This is a genomic window from Jatrophihabitans sp. (assembly GCA_036389035.1).
In the GTDB taxonomy this organism is placed as follows: domain Bacteria; phylum Actinomycetota; class Actinomycetes; order Mycobacteriales; family Jatrophihabitantaceae; genus Jatrophihabitans_A.
Window position 1 is genome coordinate 194840 of record DASVQQ010000011.1, and the last position, 16217, is coordinate 211056.

19 protein-coding genes are annotated in these 16217 nt (G+C 69.2%); 12 read left to right on the forward strand and 7 right to left on the reverse strand.

The genetic code is table 11. The features are described 5' to 3' along the window. Nucleotides 1-6 precede the first annotated feature (6 nt). Nucleotides 7-735, forward strand: a complete 729-nt coding sequence (locus VF557_08725; protein HEX8080280.1) for a DUF2071 domain-containing protein — start codon at nt 7-9, stop codon at nt 733-735. 78 nt (nt 736-813) lie between these two features. Here VF557_08725 and VF557_08730 read toward each other — a convergent pair whose 3' ends face one another. From VF557_08730 to VF557_08745, 4 genes are all read right to left on the reverse strand, one after another. Beyond that, entirely contained in the window at nt 814-1605 is a 792-nt protein-coding gene (locus tag VF557_08730) for an aminoglycoside 3'-phosphotransferase (GenBank protein HEX8080281.1), read from the reverse strand. A gap of 70 nt (nt 1606-1675) precedes the next feature. Continuing rightward, nucleotides 1676-2410 carry a GAF and ANTAR domain-containing protein gene (locus tag VF557_08735; protein HEX8080282.1) on the reverse strand — a complete coding sequence of 245 codons (735 nt, stop codon included), beginning with the start codon at nt 2408-2410 and terminating at the stop codon, nt 1676-1678. A gap of 192 nt (nt 2411-2602) precedes the next feature. Then, a complete protein-coding gene (locus VF557_08740) occupies nt 2603-3292 on the reverse strand; it encodes an Asp23/Gls24 family envelope stress response protein (GenBank protein ID HEX8080283.1) in 690 nt (229 codons plus the stop codon). 7 nt (nt 3293-3299) lie between these two features. Then, on the reverse strand, nt 3300-3857 hold the full coding sequence (locus tag VF557_08745) for a sigma-70 family RNA polymerase sigma factor (GenBank protein HEX8080284.1): 558 nt from the start codon (nt 3855-3857) through the stop codon (nt 3300-3302). 265 nt (nt 3858-4122) lie between these two features. Here VF557_08745 and VF557_08750 point away from each other — a divergent pair, with 265 nt between their 5' ends. From VF557_08750 to VF557_08785, 8 genes are all read left to right on the forward strand, one after another. Further along, a complete protein-coding gene (locus tag VF557_08750) occupies nt 4123-4587 on the forward strand; it encodes an Asp23/Gls24 family envelope stress response protein (GenBank protein ID HEX8080285.1) in 465 nt (154 codons plus the stop codon). Continuing rightward, nucleotides 4584-5036, forward strand: a complete 453-nt coding sequence (locus VF557_08755) for a hypothetical protein (protein HEX8080286.1) — start codon at nt 4584-4586, stop codon at nt 5034-5036. Before VF557_08750 ends, VF557_08755 begins: the two co-directional genes overlap by 4 nt. 215 nt (nt 5037-5251) lie before the next feature. Beyond that, nucleotides 5252-5434 (forward strand): hypothetical protein, encoded by a 183-nt coding sequence (locus VF557_08760; GenBank protein ID HEX8080287.1) that lies wholly within the window; start codon nt 5252-5254, stop codon nt 5432-5434. Then, nucleotides 5431-5886 (forward strand): Asp23/Gls24 family envelope stress response protein, encoded by a 456-nt coding sequence (locus VF557_08765; protein ID HEX8080288.1) that lies wholly within the window; start codon nt 5431-5433, stop codon nt 5884-5886. Before VF557_08760 ends, VF557_08765 begins: the two co-directional genes overlap by 4 nt. Before the next feature lie 21 nt (nt 5887-5907). Next, nucleotides 5908-6447, forward strand: a complete 540-nt coding sequence (locus VF557_08770; protein ID HEX8080289.1) for a DUF6286 domain-containing protein — start codon at nt 5908-5910, stop codon at nt 6445-6447. Beyond that, nucleotides 6447-7022, forward strand: a complete 576-nt coding sequence (gene amaP, locus VF557_08775; GenBank protein HEX8080290.1) for an alkaline shock response membrane anchor protein AmaP — start codon at nt 6447-6449, stop codon at nt 7020-7022. The genes VF557_08770 and amaP overlap by 1 nt, the downstream gene beginning before the upstream one ends. A 193-nt stretch (nt 7023-7215) precedes the next feature. Further along, a complete protein-coding gene (locus VF557_08780; GenBank protein HEX8080291.1) occupies nt 7216-8061 on the forward strand; it encodes a PRC and DUF2382 domain-containing protein in 846 nt (281 codons plus the stop codon). A gap of 75 nt (nt 8062-8136) precedes the next feature. Beyond that, complete coding sequence (locus tag VF557_08785) at nt 8137-8427, forward strand: hypothetical protein (protein ID HEX8080292.1); 291 nt, start codon at nt 8137-8139, stop codon at nt 8425-8427. Between the two features lie 215 nt (nt 8428-8642). Here VF557_08785 and VF557_08790 read toward each other — a convergent pair whose 3' ends face one another. Together VF557_08790 and VF557_08795 are read right to left on the reverse strand one after the other, a co-directional pair. Then, nucleotides 8643-9005, reverse strand: a complete 363-nt coding sequence (locus VF557_08790) for a VOC family protein (GenBank protein HEX8080293.1) — start codon at nt 9003-9005, stop codon at nt 8643-8645. 57 nt (nt 9006-9062) lie between these two features. Further along, the gene (locus VF557_08795) at nt 9063-10085 is read right to left on the reverse strand and encodes an SDR family oxidoreductase (GenBank protein HEX8080294.1); all 1023 of its coding nucleotides are present in this window, start codon (nt 10083-10085) and stop codon (nt 9063-9065) included. Between the two features lie 471 nt (nt 10086-10556). Here VF557_08795 and VF557_08800 point away from each other — a divergent pair, with 471 nt between their 5' ends. Both VF557_08800 and VF557_08805 read left to right on the forward strand, forming a co-directional pair. Further along, complete coding sequence (locus VF557_08800; protein ID HEX8080295.1) at nt 10557-11939, forward strand: aspartate aminotransferase family protein; 1383 nt, start codon at nt 10557-10559, stop codon at nt 11937-11939. 128 nt (nt 11940-12067) lie between these two features. Continuing rightward, the gene (locus VF557_08805; GenBank protein ID HEX8080296.1) at nt 12068-13699 is read left to right on the forward strand and encodes a GMC family oxidoreductase N-terminal domain-containing protein; all 1632 of its coding nucleotides are present in this window, start codon (nt 12068-12070) and stop codon (nt 13697-13699) included. Between the two features lie 153 nt (nt 13700-13852). Here the strand turns inward: VF557_08805 and VF557_08810 are convergent, their stop codons facing one another. Next, a complete protein-coding gene (locus VF557_08810) occupies nt 13853-14581 on the reverse strand; it encodes a DUF72 domain-containing protein (GenBank protein HEX8080297.1) in 729 nt (242 codons plus the stop codon). A gap of 158 nt (nt 14582-14739) precedes the next feature. On the opposite strand from VF557_08810, the gene VF557_08815 reads away from it, so the two are divergent. After that, a complete protein-coding gene (locus tag VF557_08815) occupies nt 14740-16188 on the forward strand; it encodes a hypothetical protein (protein HEX8080298.1) in 1449 nt (482 codons plus the stop codon). Nucleotides 16189-16217: the final 29 nt, after the last annotated feature.

The window sequence follows — 16217 nt, forward strand, 5'->3', positions numbered from 1 at the left end:
GAGGTCATGGCGGAATGGGAATTCACTCGGGGCGCGCCACCATTGCGGCCTCCGATCGTCTTCGATCAGCAGTGGCGCAATGTCAGCTTTCTGCACTGGCCGGTCGAGCCGTCCACGATTACCCACCTGTTTCCACCCGGTTGCCGCCCTGATGTGGTCGAGGGCCGCAGTTACGTCGGCCTGGTGCCTTTTCACTTGCGCCACGCCGGCCTCGGCCGCGCCGGTCGAATTCCCTACTTCGGCTCATTCGCCGAAACCAACATCCGGCTGTACTCGGTGGACGATGCCGGCCGGCACGGCGTCGTCTTCTGCTCGCTGGACACCGAGCGGCTGGCGATCGTCCCGCTCGCCCGACTGCTGTTCGGGGTGCCCTACACCTGGTCGCGCATGCGGGTGCACGAGCAGGCCGGGGGCATCTGGCGTTACGAGGCACGGCGCCGATGGCCCCGCCGCGGGCTGGCGAGCACGGTGTCGATCCGGGTGACGGGACCGGTCGAACCCACCCCGTTGGAGCAGTGGCTCACCGCGCGGTGGGGCCTGCACGCCGTGATCCGCGGCCGCACCCGCTGGGTACCGAATGCCCACGACCCGTGGCCGCTGCATCAGGCCGAGGTGCTGGAACTGCGGGACGACCTGCTGGCGGCCTCCGGAGTGGCGCCAACCGGTGACCAGCTGCGCGCCCTGTGGTCACCGGGGGTGCGGGCCCGGTTCGGCAGGCCGGTCGCGCTGGACTGAGCGCTGAGGTGGCCGTACTCGCACCGCGCCGATCACCCGAAACCCCGGGTCTCAGGGACCCAGGTCCCACAGCCGGTCTCAGGGACCCAGGTCCCACAGCAGCCGGTAGAACCGCATCCGGACCGGATCAGCCTCGATGCCGTAGGCCGCCAGCAACTCCTGCGACCAGCCCGGGCCGTAGTTCCACTCGGTGCTCCAGGTCGCGATCGCCAGATCGGCCCACCGGTCAGCGACCCCGAGCGAGCCGAGGTCGACGTGGCCGGTCCAGCTCCCCTCGACGCTCACCAGCGTGTTCGGCGCGCACGAGTCACCATGACAGACCACCAACTGGTCGATGCCCGGCGGCTGTGACAGCGCGTCCAGGGCCGCCTCGACACTCAACCCCCGATGCTCGGGATGCCAGCCGGCCGGATCCAGCTGACCGGCCCGGCGCCGGGCGTCGGCGATCCGGTCCTGAACCGACCAGGAGAACGGGCAGTCGGGCACCGGCAACGCGGTGTGCAGCGCCCGCAGCCCGGCGCCGATGGCTCGCACCGCACGGACCGGGTCAGCCAGCCACCGGTCCGCGACAGCGTTGTCACCGGGCAGCGCGGTGGTGATGATCCACGATCCGGCCGCGTCCCGGCCCTGGTCCAGCACCGCCGGCACCGGAGTGAACCGGGCGGCCCAACGAAGCCGGGCCACCTCGCGGTCGAGGTCGATGCCACTGCTCACCGGCGTCCACTTGAGAAAGTGCCGCCCGGGCCCGTCGCCGACCTCGAAGGTCCGGCCGCCGACCTCGTTGACCCACGCCAGCCGCACCGGCTTGCCTGCCGCTATCGCCGTCCGGACCGGCGACGGCAATCGCAGCTCCCCGTCGCGGTTCAACACTCACCGTCTGCGATTAGATCGTGCTCGATTTTAAAGCGGCGTGCCGAGCCGGGCTTCGCCGGCTCGCCGGTCAAGCCAGCCGCAGGACGGCCCGCTCGGGGCGCTGCGGAAGCTCACCGCTGTACACCGTCTCGGCCGCGATCTCGCGAAGCTTGCGGTGCTCGTGTTGAGAGGTGACCCGGAGCAGGTCGAAGGCGGCCTGATCGGTGAGCCCGTAGCGGACCATCAGGATGCCGACCGCCATGCCGATCTCGCGGTTGCTCTGCAGCGCGGTCTCGAGGTTCTCAGCCCGCTCGTGATCGGTCACCCTGGCCAGCGCGATCGCGGCGTGATCGGCATACACATCGCCGAAACGGCAGATGGCACTGGTGAAGAAGCCCGGCTCGGCGGAGAAGAGGACCATCGCCCCGAGCACCAGGTTGTCCAGGATCAAGCTGTATCCCAAAGCAGATCGGAACGGGGTCTCGGCGCGCAGTCGAGCGGTGTACTGCGGCCAGCGGGACTCCGAGTGCAGATCCTCGACCAGCACCGTGCGGCGCTCGCGCAACGCCTGCCAGGCGACACCCTCGCCGGTAGCGGTGGAAATGGCGGCGACCTTGCCGAGCAACGCCCGGTCGGTGGAGTGGTGGTGAATGAGAACGCCTTGCGGCGAGAGACGGGCTATCGCGGCAAAGGAGCAACCGGTGGCGCCGGTGATGAGTTCGAGTATCCGGGAGGCAGTGGCGTCCCGGTCAGGTTGTTCGGCTAAATCGCGAGCAAGCGCAGCAAACCAGCGCGCGCTGTCCATATCGGGGAGATCGCTCAAGGCTGTTCGCACCTATTCGACTCTGACCGCTGTGCCAGCACGTTTTCTCGGCTGCACGGCTTGGCGACAATGTAATAGAGATTCGCCGGGCCGCCTAGCTGGCAGGCCGTTGCACAAGAATTGCGGCATCAACTGTCACATCAGCTAAGAACTGTCGGCCCGAGTCAACCGGTCACGCGCACTCAACGCTCGCTATTCAGCGGGTTCTGCCAACCCGCGGGCCGGTTCGGTGAAAACTTCGGCTGGTTTTACCAACACGTCATCCACTGTGACATTTACCGTCACGCTCTGTAATCCAATGTTTTCTTTCAGCTCCGCTATCACCCGGCGGCGCACCTCCTGAGCCACCTCATGAACCGGTTCGCCGTAGCTCACGGCAAGGGCGAGATCGATCACCGCGGTGCGACCGAGCACGCCGACCGCCGCGTGCGGGTGCAGGTGGCCGGCGGTGGCCTTGGCGACCAGCTGAGCGATTCGGGACTCGGTGCTCCGGCCCAGCGCCACCCGGACACCGGGCACCCGGCTGGCGGTGTCACGGGCCGCTGCCGCCACCACCCGGGCCGCCACTCGGATCGCCCCGAGCTCGGTCAGTTGCAGGGTGTACCACACGTCGTGCACCAACCGGTCGACTTGCTTGATCACCGAGGCCCGCAGCCGCGACGGAAGGCTGACCGGCTGCCGCGCGTACTCCTGAACCGGCGCCCACAGCAGCCCGAACTCGGCGATCGCGACCTGGCAGTGCGAGCAGTCGCGCTGGTGGGAGTCCAGGCGTCCGGCGTCACCGTCGGCCACCTGCTCCAGCAACGCGTCGACGTCGGCGCCGCAGGCCAGCTGGGTGTTGGTGGACTCGAGCAGGCGGCGGGCCCGCGACGGTTCGGTCATGCCCGGCTCACCTCCACTGCGCCAACGTTAGGCCGAGCGTGCGGCGCGCCCGGTACAGATGACTTCGCACCGCCGGGACACTGGATGCGGTGACAGTGGCGACATCGGCGTAGGACAGCCCTTCCAGGTGGTGCAGAACCACAACGATCCGCTGCGCCGGCGGTAACGCCTGGATCGCGTCGGTGACCGCGCCGGCTGTCTGGGTGCGCTCGAACGCCGTCTCGGTCTGGCTGCTGTCATCGGCCCACTCCGCGAGCACGTCGGTCGAGCTGTGCCGGCGGTCCCGGTTGATCCGGTTCACGGCCCGGCGGGTCACGATCCGGTACAGCCAGGTGGAGAAGCCGGACTCGCCGCGGAACTGGGGCAGCTGCTGCCAGGCCGTGACGAGCGCCTCCTGGGCGACGTCCTCGGCGTCCTGGTGGTGGCCCAGGATGCGCAACGCCACCCGGTAGGCCAGCAGGCTGTGCCGGTTCACCAGCTCGGCGTAGGCGTCGAGATAGCCCTCCTGCGCCCGGCGCACGAGGTAGCCGTCGTCGAAGCCGTCAGCCTCGCCGTCCTGGCTCATGCGCGTCCCCTGCCTGATAACCGGATGCCCACCAGCCGGTCAGCGCCCACTTAGACCGTAACTTCCCGCTTCCTCCTTGGTCACGCGGCGGCGTTGGCAGCGCGGCCGGGCCGCAGAACTTTTTCCACCAACGGGTGCGATCTTTTTCCCGGTCTGGTGTCCTATGTGGGAGGACCCTGCATAGCCCCCGCATTCCTCGTCGCCAGCCCGAGGCGCAGTGACCAGCGCTCCCAGGGGTAGGCATGACCAGCACGGGAGTCCCCCTATGACCAAACCCACCAGCACTACCGCCGTGAGTCCGGCCGGCGCCGACGCCCCCGCCAGCCCGCCGCGGCTGCAGACCGACCAGGGCAGGATCAGCGTCGCTGAGAATGTCGTTCAGAAGATTGCCGGAATGGCCTGCCGCGAGGTGAGCGGGGTGCACCGGATGGGCACCAGCAGCGGGCGCGCCTTCGGGGCGCTGCGCGAGCGGATCCCGGGCAGCAGCGGTCCCAACGTCGCCCAGGGCGTCGGCGTCGAGGTCGGCGAGACCCAGGCGGCGATCGACCTGGACATCGTCGTCGAGTACGGCGTGTCGATCGCTGATCTCGGCAAGAGCATCCAGCGCAACGTCAAGCAGTCGGTGGAACGGATGACCGGCCTGGAGGTCGTCGAGGTGAACGTCAACGTCGATGACGTCTACCTGCCCAGCGATGACCAGCAGCAGGACGCGCCAGCCCGGGTGTCATGACCAGCCCTGCCGAGTCCGCCCTGGTGGACGGGATCGACGTCGATGCCGTGGCGACAGCCGTGCGCGGTTGCCCAGCGGTGGATGACCTCGACGGCGGACGGCTCGGTGGCGTCGCGACCTACCTTCCCGGGCGCCGGGTTCCGGGGATCCGCATCGAGACGGACCGGATCGAGGTGCATGTCCGGGCGGTCTGGAACCAGCCGGCCAGCCTCATCGCCCAGCAGATACGTGCTGCCCTGGCAACGCTGAGCGCGGGCAAGGTCATCGACGTGGTGTTGACCGACATCGCTACACCCGCAACCGCTACCCCCCCAACCGCTACACCCTCAGTGCCCGTGGATGGCACTGTGGAGCCGTGGACGAGTGCGAGCGCATCCGGCGCGCCCAGCGGCGCGAGTTCATCCGGAGCCACCATCCCGACCGAGGCGGAGATCCGGCCGAATTCCTAGCCGGCCTGCGCCACTTCGATCAACCGCCGTCTGAACCGACAGACGAATCCGCACCACCGATCGTGATCATCGCCCACCAGCGGTGGCCGGTCAGCGCGGTCACCTCGACGCTGCGACGCATCCGGCGTCGGCGCCGGCTACGCGTCCGGTGAGCCTGGCCTGAGCGGCCGGTTCGCCCCGCCGGGCCGGCGACTCTTGAAAGATTGTGAGAAGACATGAACCGCAGCACACTCGGCACCCTCGTCGGGCTGGCACTGGGATTCGCCCTGGCGTTCGGCGACTTCGGCCAGATGCTGATCGTCGCCCTGTTCGCGGTGGTCGGCTTCGTGGTGGCCAAGATCCTCGACGGGGACCTGGACCTGAGCCAGTACGTCTCGGGCCGGCGCTCCAGCCAATGACCGCGACCGCCATCACCGAACATTCGGCCGGACCGCCGGGCCCGCCGGACGGCGCTCCCAAGGTGGGGCGCGGTGAGCTGGGCACCATCAGCATCAGCGAGTCGGTGGTCGCCAAGCTGGCCGCGCAGGCCGCGATGGAGATTCCGGACGCCGGCGCGGCAGCCCCCCGGCTGCTCGGCCGGTCGCTGCCGGGAGCCGGCAGCCTAGGCGTCCGGCCCACCAGCCTCACCGCGCTGCCCAAGGCATCGGCCCACGTCGACGGCTCGATGGCGCTGATCCGGCTGGAGATCAGCGTCCGGTGGCCGGTCTCGGTGCCCGCGGTGACCGCGGCCGTGCGCGAGCATGTCCGGACCCGGGTGGCGGAACTGACCGGCCTGATCGTGGCCGAGGTGACCATCCGGGTGAGCGACCTGGTGACCGAGCTCGCCCAACCACCCCGACGCGTGCGCTGACCGGAGAAGGAACTTGCCCCGATGAGACTTCTCAACCGACTGCTTGCCGCCCTGCTCAGCCTCGCCCTGATCGTGGCCGGTGTCCTGGTGGTGATCGAGGTGATCGCCCAGCGGCTGGGCCGGCGACCGGTGGTCGTGGACTGGCCACGCCTGTACGAGTGGGCCAACCGCACCCCCTGGCAGCAGGGCAGCGTCCGGGTGACCTGCATCCTGCTGATCGTCCTCGGCCTGCTGCTGCTGGTTGCCGAGCTCAAGCGCAGCAAGCCGAGCCGGCTCGCCGTCCGATCGGAGGCCACCGACGCCGCGTACACCCGGCGCGGGGTCGCAGCGACCATCCGCTCAGCCGTCAACGACGTCGACGGCATCAACTCGGCGGCGGTGTCGGTGAGCCGGCGCAAGGTCAAGGTCGAGGCCACCACCGCCGGCCTGCAACCGTTCACCGCCGAAAGCCTGCAGGAGCCGGCCACCACGGCCGCCCGGCAGCGCCTGGACGCCCTGGAACTTCAGGAACCGCCGGCGTTGGCGGTCACCGTCAGCACCCCTGGCGCGAGGAGCCGCTGATGCACGCCGACCGCACCAACCGGGCGATGCTCATACTGTTCGCGATCGCGCTGATCGCCGCCGGCGCCGTCGGCGCGCTCGCCGGTTTCGGCGCCCTGGGCCCGGTCACCAAGCACGGTGAGTTGCCGGCCAACCGGGTCGGCGCGTACTTCGGCCGGCACGGTGACTGGCTCTGGCCGGTGATCGCCGCCGTCGCCCTGATCGTCGCGCTGCTGGCGCTGCGCTGGTTGCTCGCCCTGCTGTTCTCGACCGACCGCGCCGGTGACCTGCCGATCACCGGTGACCGCTCGGCCGGCCGCACCACCCTGGCGGCGCCCGCCCTGACCGACGCGGTCGCCACCGAGATCGACAGCTACCCCGGCGTCCACTCGGCCCGGGCCCGGCTGATCGGTGACCCGCTCGCCCCGACCCTGGTGGTCACCGCTACTTTGGAGGAGAGCGCCGATCTGCCCGGCCTGCGCCGGCGGATCGAAGCCAACGCCGTCGAGCATGCCCGGCAGGCATTGGCTGATCCGGAGCTGCCGGTGCGACTGGACCTGACGGTCACCACCCGGCAAGCCAACCGGGTCGCCTGAAGCCGGCCAGCCGGCCGCGCCAGGGCGCGAAGACTTCGGGTCACCACCCCCTCGGGTGGCGATCCGTCTCACGGTGAAACACCACCGGATTAACCACACTGGGTTTGGCCAGTATTTGCAAACCCAAACGCGAACGCAGCCTGCGGATCGCGTGTTCGGCCCCATCAGGGCAGACCAATGAGGGAGCACGTTCATGATGTCACCAGAGCAGTTGCAGACCATGATCGGCCAGAACGCCGTCGACTCCAGCGGCGACAAGATCGGCCGGATCGGGCAGATCTACCTCGACGACAGCACCGGTGATCCCCAGTGGGTCACTGTCAGCACCGGCATGTTCGGCACCAAGGAGTCCTTCGCGCCGCTGTACGGCTCGCGCACCGAGGGTGACAACCTGATGCTCGCCGTATCCAAGGCGATGGTCAAGGACGCGCCGAACGTCGAGAACGACGGTCACCTGGACGAGTCCGAGGTGCAGGCGCTCTACCAGTACTACCAGGGTTACCTGGGCGATCAGAGCATGATGGGCGACACCGGCGGCATGGTGGGCGACACCGGCGGCCGGGCTGACCTCGATCAGGACTACGTCGAGCAAGGCGGTCGTCAGGACCTCAGTGACCAGTCCGGCGTGGTGGGGCACGACACCTCCGGCCCGACCACCGACGACGCGATGACGCGGTCCGAGGAGCGGGTCCGGGTCGGCACCCAGAACGTCGAGACCGGCCGGGCCCGGCTGCGCAAGTACATCGTGACCGAGAACGTCACCCAGACGGTGCCGGTCAGCCACGAGGAGGTCCGGATCGAGCGCGAGCCGATCACCGACGCAAACGTGGGCAAGGCGATGTCAGGCGGGGACCTCACCGAAGAGGAGCACGAGGTGACCCTGCACGCCGAGCGCCCGGTGGTGGAGAAGGAGACCGTTCCGGTGGAGCGGGTCCGGTTGGCCACCGAGACGGTCACCAACGAAGAGACGGTGTCCGAGCAGGTGCGCAAGGAGCAGATCGAGGAGCCGCAGACCGACATCCGCGGCGACCAGCGTTAGAGCCGGCTGATCCGGGCGAGGGCCGGCTTATCCAAGCCGGCCCTCGCGCCGGATCACCGACTCGAGGTGCACGCCGTGCTAGGAGCATTCATAGTCGCCATCGAGTATCGCGGCGCCGACCTCGACCGGGGCAGCGGCACCCGGACCGGGTTGCTCGAACACGCCTTCGACCTGGAGACGGCCATGCTGGCAGCCCATGGCGGCCGGCCGCCCCGGGTCGGCTTTCCCGAACCAACCCGGGGCTGGGGCTCGGCGTCGCTGTGCCCGCGCTGCGCCGAGTGCCAGGCCGCGGTCGATGAGGTGGTAGCCGGTTATGTCAGAACCGCGCTGCGCCGGCATCGCCGGATCCGCATCAACCACCGCTAAACCTGGGCACTGCCGTGTGCGAAGTGGCAGGAGTGAACCAACTCGGATAGACATGGGGGGCACGCTCCGGGCCTTGAACACGCAAGGGAACACGCTAAACAGCCAGCGCCTCGGGGTGTCGTTCACCCGGCCCCGGGGTAGCCGGCCGGCGGTCACGGCCGCGTCAAGCCTTGTGGCCGCACCCCTGGCGTCAGTCCCCCAGTCCCATCTCAGCCTCAATCCCAGCACAGGCAGAACGGATGCCCGGCGGGGTCGGCATAGACCTGGAAGCCCTCGGCCGCCTTGATGTCCTCGGCCGGTTTCAGCAGCCGGGCGCCCAGCGACATGACCTCGTCATGGGCCGCATCGATGTCCTCGACGAACACATCGAGGTGCATCTGCTGAGGCGTGCCGTCAGGCCAGTCGGGCGGAAGGTGATCGGGCACGAGTTGGACAGCCAGCCGCGGCTCGCCGTCGGCGTAGATCGTGTGCCAATCGTCGTCCGCGTCCACCGTGCCGCCCAGCAGCCGGGCCCAGAACGTGCTCTCGGCGCTCAGGTCGGCGGCGTCGAATACCAGGATTTGTCGAGCGATCCTCATCCGGCCATACTGCCACCGACCAGGGCCGCGCGATCCCAACGGCCGTGGCGCAGGCGCTCAGCGTGTCGAGCGGCGCCGTCGCAGCAAAGGCACCGCCGCCGCCAGGCTCGCCGCGCCGGCGGCCAGCACGCCGTGATGCTGTGAGGCCCACAGCTGCGGATCGCGTTCATGCGAGGTGTCGTCGAAGACGCCGTGCGCGCCGAAATCATGGCCGTCCCGGCCGTCGGCGGGCTCCCACAGGTTGACCGGCGCATCCGCGTCCTGAGGGCGCTCGTTCTGCTGGGACTTGAAACCGGTTCGAGCCAGGTAGCGGTCCAGCAGTCCGGGGGCCAGCGCGTTGGCCGCCAGCGTGCCCACGGTGGATGAGCCCACCCAGTACTCGCGCCGCCCGGGGTGATCGGCGGCGAACAGGATCGCCCGGGCAGCGAACTCGGGTTGGTAGATGGGCGGCACCGGCTGGGCATGGCGCGGCAGCCGGGACAGCACCCAGCTGAACTGCGGGGTGTTGACCGCGGGCATCTGCACCATGGTGACCCGGATGCCGCTCTTGTCGTGCAGCAACTCGCAGCGCAACGCCTCGTGAAATCCCTGGATCGCGTGCTTGGCGCCGCAGTAGGCCGACTGCAACGGAATCCCCCGGTAGGCCAAGGCAGAACCGACCTGAACGATGACGCCCCGGTCCCGTGGCTTCATGTGGCGCAGGGCGGCCATGGTGGCATAGACGTAGCCCAGGTAGCTGACCTCGGTGACCCGGCGGAACTCCGCCGGGGTGATCTTGTCCAACGGCGCGAAGACCGAGGTGAACGCCGAGTTGACCCAGACGTCGATCGGGCCGGCTTCGGACTCGACCCGGGCCGCGGCCGCGGACACCTGCTCGTCGTCGGCGACATCGGTGGGCACGACCAGCGCCCGACCCCCGGCTCGCTCGACTTCGGCGGCCGCCCCGGCAAGCCCTCTCTCGCCCCGGGCCAGCAACGCCACGGTGCCTCCCCGAGCCGCGAACGCCACCGCACTCGCTCGGCCGATCCCGCCGCTGGCTCCGGTGATGACGACGACCTGGGCTTTTCTGGGTTGGCTCATCTGAGCGAGTTTGCCCCGACCCTGAGCTCCGGCGCAATGGCGGCGCCGCGCCCTCAGCTCAGAGAACCGGCTGGCTTGTCGATCAAGGTGGGACCACCTCAACAGTCACGCCCGGTAGAGACTCGGCTGACGCGCCAGCGGATCGGGCGTCCGGGCGACAATACAGCGAAACCCCTCATAGCTGCCGACCGCCACCGATGCTCCGGAAATGCCCAAGCCACCGCTGGACGGAGAGCGGCACCGTGGAAGATGCCGCGGACCGCTGCGGCGCCAAGGATGGGCAAAAGACAGCGTCTGAGAGGCCACCGTTCCGGGCCTCCTCCTGATCGATCACTGCCGCCGCTGCCGCGAAGGGAAACCACTCATGACCGCACGAGGACAAGCACCGGCGCGTGCTGCGGCAGTCGGTCACCGCGCCCAACGAGCAGCTACCACCTCTGGGCGCAGTCGCGCCTGAATTGGAGTGCCCACATGACAATCACCCATAACGAACCGCGGATCGCGTACTCGGCCACCCAGCTGGAAGATCTGGACCGGCAAGTGCTGGTGCACCCGCACCAGAGCGGCGCGCATCACGAACGGTGCGTCATCGTCCGAGGGGCTGACTGCACGGTATGGGACGCTCACGGCAACGAAATGCTGGACGCGATGGGCGGCGGCAACTGGGTGGCGCAGGTCGGTCACGCCCGGCCTGAGCTGGTGCAGGCGGCCACCCGGCAGTTGAGCGAGCTCGAATACTTCACCGGTTTCGACATCTACTCCAACGAGACCGCCATCCGCTTGGCGCAGCGACTCGTCGCCCTCGCCCCGGCAGGGTTGGACCGGGTGTTCTTCATCTCCGGCGGTTCCGAAGGGGTGGAGACCGCGATGAAGCTGGCCCGGCTGTTCCACCATCACCGCAAGCAGCCCGATCGGACCTGGATCATCGCCCGCCAGTTCGCCTATCACGGGACCACCTTCGGCAGCGGAGCAGCCACCGGTTTCCCTGGATTCAACGAGGGAATCGGGCTTCCCTTGCCGCATGTGGCGAAGGTGTCGCTGCCGCACCCGTACCGGGCCGCGGATCTGTACGACGACCAGGACCCCACCGACTTCTTGATAGCGGAGCTGTCCGACACCATCGCCCGGATCGGCGCGGGCAACATCGCCGCGATGATCGGCGAACCCGTCATGGGAGGCGCCGGAGTACTCGTTCCTCCGGCGGATTACTGGCCCCGAGTGCGGGAGCTGCTGTCCAGCCACGGCATCCTGCTGATTGCCGACGAGGTGGTGACCGGCTTCGGACGTACCGGCGCCTGGTTCGACTCGGTCGAGCGCGGCATGGCAGCTGACATCCTGGTCACCGCCAAGGGCCTCACCAGCGGGTACGCGCCGCTGGGCGCGGTGCTGATGTCCGACGCCATCGCCGAGACGGTGGCCGGCGCGGGCGCGCACCTGTTCCACGGCCACACCTACTCCGGTCATCCGCTGCCGTGCGCGATCGCGCTTGCCAACCTCGACGTGCTGCAGCAGGAGGGCCTGATTGCCCGCGCTCACACCATCGGCGAGTGGTTCAAGACCGAGCTGGCTCCGCTGGCCGACCTGCCAGTGGTCGGCGACATCCGGATCGCCGGCGCCACTGTCGGCATCGAACTGGTGGCTGATCGCGGCACCCGCCAACCGCTGATGGCCGGTGACGTGGCCATCGAGATGCGCCGACGGCATGGTGTCCTGGTTCGCGACTACGGCAACAACCTGGTGCTGGCCCCACCGTTGGTGATAGCGCCGGAGCAGGTGGCGCAGGCCTCGACCGCGCTGCACGAAGTGCTGTCGCGGCTGGGCGCCGACGGGCAGCTGGCCGGGGCTCGTGAGTGAGCCTGCCCGGTACTTCTTCAGCGCCGTGGTGACCGACGCCCGCGCGCCCGAACGTCTTCCGCAATGACGAATCGAGATGGTAGGCGGCCGACTGCCCTGCGGCGGCTAGCCAGGGAAAGGCGACTTTGATGGCCACCAACGGTGCGCGAAACCTGTCCGGCGGGCCGGTGCTGAACGGATCGACCTATGACTACGTGATCGTCGGCGCCGGTTCGGCCGGGTGCGTGCTGGCCGCGCGCCTGAGCGAGGACCCCGATGTCAGCGTGTGCCTGCTCGAAGCCGGCGGCTCCGACGCCGTCGCCACCATCACGACCCCGGCCGCCGGCGGGAGCCTGATCCGCAGCCAGTACGACTGGGACTACGACACCCATGACGAGCCGCACTGCAACGGCCGCCGCCTCTACCTGCCCCGGGGGCGGGTGCTCGGCGGAACGAGCTCGATAAACGGCATGGTGCACATCCGGGGCAACCGGCTGGACTTTGACGACTGGCAGCTGCCGGGCTGGAGCTACGACGAGCTGCTGCCCTACTTCAAGCGCAGTGAGGACAACGAGCGCGGAGCCTCGCCGTACAACGGCGTCGGCGGCCCGCTGCCGGTGGCGGAGAACCGGTCGAAGAACCCGATGTCGACGGCGTTCGTCCAGGCCGCGGTCGAATCCGGCCAGCCTGCCAACATCGACTTCAACGGCCCGTCCCAGGACGGCTTCGGCTACTACCAGGTGAACCAGCGCAATGGCAGGCGATTCAGTGGGGCGGCCGGTTACCTGCGCCCGGTCATGGACCGGCCGAACCTGACCGTGCACACCCACGTGCAGACTCACCGGGTCGTGATCGAGGGCGGCCAGGCCCGCGGGGTGGACTGCCAGCGGCTGGACGAGACCTACCGGATCAACGCCCGGCGCGAGGTCATCCTGTCCGCGGGCGCGTACAACTCACCCCAGCTGTTGATGCTGTCCGGCATCGGCCCGGCAGACCTGCTGACCGGGCTGGGCATCACGGTGTGGGTGGACCAGCCGGAGGTGGGGCGCAACCTTCAGGACCACCCGGCCAGCTACCTGGTGTTCAGCCACTCGCACCCGATCAGCCTGCTGAGCGCGGGCCAAGCTGAGTACGTGCGGCTGTTCGAGGAGGAGGGCCGCGGGCCGCTGACCTCCAACGTCCCCGAGGCCGGCGGGTTCGTGCGCACCCGCGAAGAGCTGGCGGCGCCGGACGTCCAATTCCACGTCCTGCCGGTGATGTTCATGGAGTGCGCCCTGGGCGTTCCGCCCGCGCACGGCATCTCGTTCGGGCCGTGCGTGCTCAAGCCGGACAGCCGCGGCGAGGTCACGCTGGCCTCCAGCGACCCGACCGTCAAGCCGCGGATCCGGCACAACTACTACTCGGCCGAGTCAGACCTGGAGACCATGGTCGCCGGGCTGCGGGTAGCGATGAACATCGCGCGGCAGGACGCGCTGATCCCGTACACCGAGCAGCGCCACAGCTATCCGGCCTCGGATTCTGACGCCGACCTTCGTGCCTACGCGCGAGCCGGCACGCACTCGATCTTCCATCCGGTCGGCACCTGCGCGATGGGCACGGTGCTCGACGCCGAGCTGAGGGTCAACGGCGTGAGCGGGCTTCGAGTGGTGGACGCCTCGATCATGCCGAGCATTCCGCGCGGCAACACCAACGCTCCGACGGTGGCGCTGGCGGAGCGGGCGGCAGACCTGATCCGGGGCCGCACCTCAGCGCCCGCGGAGCTGGCACCCGCGAACCGGTGACCTGCCGCTGCGGCTGGCGCTAGCCTGTGAAGTCCGGCACAGCGCTCCGCGTCCTGGCAACCCGGCCCTTGGGCTCCGCCCACTCCTCCTGGCGACCCAGCGCAGTCAGGTCGAGGAACGCGTAGGCGCCGACGGCGGCCACTTCGGCACGGCTCACTGTCCGAGCAGGCGGCGCAGGGAGGTGGCATTGCGGACCGCGTGACCAGCCCCGTCGTTGTTGAAGTACACGTAAACGTCCCGGCCGCCGGCCTCCCACTCCCGGATGCGCTGGCTCCACCAGCCCAGGTCCGCGTCGGAGTAGGAACCACCGTAGAGATGCTGGTGATCCGGGCCGTGCATCCGGACGTAGACGAAATCCGCTGTGGCGCGCAGCACGCAGGGCAGGTTCGCGCCGCTCATCACGCAATAGGCCGCGCCGCGCCGTTCCAGCAAGGCGAAGACCGCCTCGTCCTGCCAGCTCGGATGCCGGAACTCCACCGCGACGCGCATCCAGCCCGGCAGCTGGGCGAGGAAGTACTCCAGCCGGGCGTCGTCACGCGCGTGACCGGGTGCCAGCTGCACCAGCAGCACGCCACGCCGCGCGCCGAGCTGATGCCAGCAGGAGGCCATCCGGCCTATCCAGGCCTCCGGCGCGTACAGCCGCTTGCCGTGGGTCAGGCCGCGCGCTGCCTTCACCGACAGCTGAAACCCGGGCGGCAGCCGCGCCTGCCAACTCGCGAACGTCCGGTCGGCCGGCCAGCGGTAGAAGCTGGCGTTGAGCTCGACGGTCGCGAACTGGCGGGTGTAGAGGGCCAGCCTGGATGCGGCCGGGGTGCCGGGCGGGTACAGCACGCCGTCCCAGTGGGGATAACTCCACCCCGACGTGCCGACCTGCACGCTCATTACCCACTCCTCCGAACTCCCCGCGACACACTCGGGTCAGTCGTGCTCACCGGTCAGCCCGGCCTACTGCCAGAAGTGGATTCTTCCGTGGCATCGAGGCCGCCAGCGACGCGGGTCACGCCGACTGCGCCGCGACCTCCCACTGTAAAGTGAACCCAATGAGCAACCAGCCGCAGTCGCCGCCAGCCGCGGTGACTGTCGCGCCGGACCACCCGGTTCCGGATCCCGCCGTTCCGCTGGATCACACGGTGTTCCACTTCGCGGACCTGCGGATCGACGCCTCATCGGGCGAGGTGGCTCTGGACTACCAGCTCCGCGGTGGCAGCGGCGCCCCGATCACCTTCACCGAGCGGCTGCGGTTCCCCGCGCCGCCGCACGAGCTGAGTCAGGAGCGGCGCGAGGCGTTTTCTGCGGTGCTGCGGCTGCTGCACGCCGTCGCCGGGGTCAGCTACTACAAGACCGCGGCCCCGCCGGTGATCGACCTCGGAGCAGCTGCCTTCACAGCTGCCGAGCTGGACTACGTCCGGGCGGTGTACCTGCACGGCCTGCGCGAGTTCGCGTACCAGAACGACCTGCCAGCCGTGCTGAGCACCCGGTTCACCGCCGGCGGGGTCGAGCCGGTCCTGGCTCCGGTCGAACGCGGCGATGCCTCATGGTTCTCAGCCGATTCGCCGCCTCTGGTGCCCTGCGGCGGCGGCAAGGACTCCATTGTCAGCACCGAGGCGATGATGCGGTCGGGACGCGCTCCGGTCGCCTTTGCGGTGAACCCCAACCACATCATCGACGCGGTCGTCCGCGCCTCCGGCCTGAAGCTGCTCAAGGTGACTCGCACGCTGGACCAACGGCTGTTCCAGCTGAACCGCCAGGGCGTCTACAACGGCCATGTCCCGGTGACTGCGGTCAATTCACTGATCGCGGTGGCCTGCAGCGTGCTGCACGGTCTCGGCCCGGTGGTGATGTCCAACGAGTCCTCGGCGTCCTCGCCCAACCTGCACTGGCTTGGTGAGCCCGTCAATCACCAGTGGTCGAAGTCCGCCGAGGCCGAGCTTGCGCTGCAGGCGGCCCTGCGCAGCCGGCTCGGAGTGAGCGGGCTGTACTTCTCCCTGCTGCGCCACCTCAATGAGATGCAGATCGCGCGGCTGTTCTGCGCGAGCACCGCCTATGACGACGTGCTGACCAGTTGCAACAACGCGTACACGATCGACCGCCAGGCGACGCGGCGCTGGTGCCGGGACTGCCCCAAGTGCCGGTTCGTCTTCCTGGCGCTGGCCCCGTTCGCCGGCGTCGAGCGGATGGTCGCCATCTTCGGCGCCAATCTCCTCCAGGACGAGGCCCAGCTGCCCGGATACCGAGCCCTGCTGGGCATCGGAAGCCACAAGCCGTTCGAGTGCGTCGGCGAGATCGAGGAGTCCCGGGCCGCGGTGCTCCGGCTCGGCGAGCTGCCGTCGTGGCGCGACGCGGTGGTGGTTCAGCGACTGCTCACCGAGATCGACGGGCCGCTGCCACCGTGGTCAGAGGTGCTGGAGCGGCAGGGCCCGAGCTACGCGCCTGAGAGCTTTCTCCAGTCGCTGAAAGGCTTGACGGGCGCGGCGCCCACGAGCTCCTAGGTTGCTCGATCCGGCCGGCGCCGGTGGCT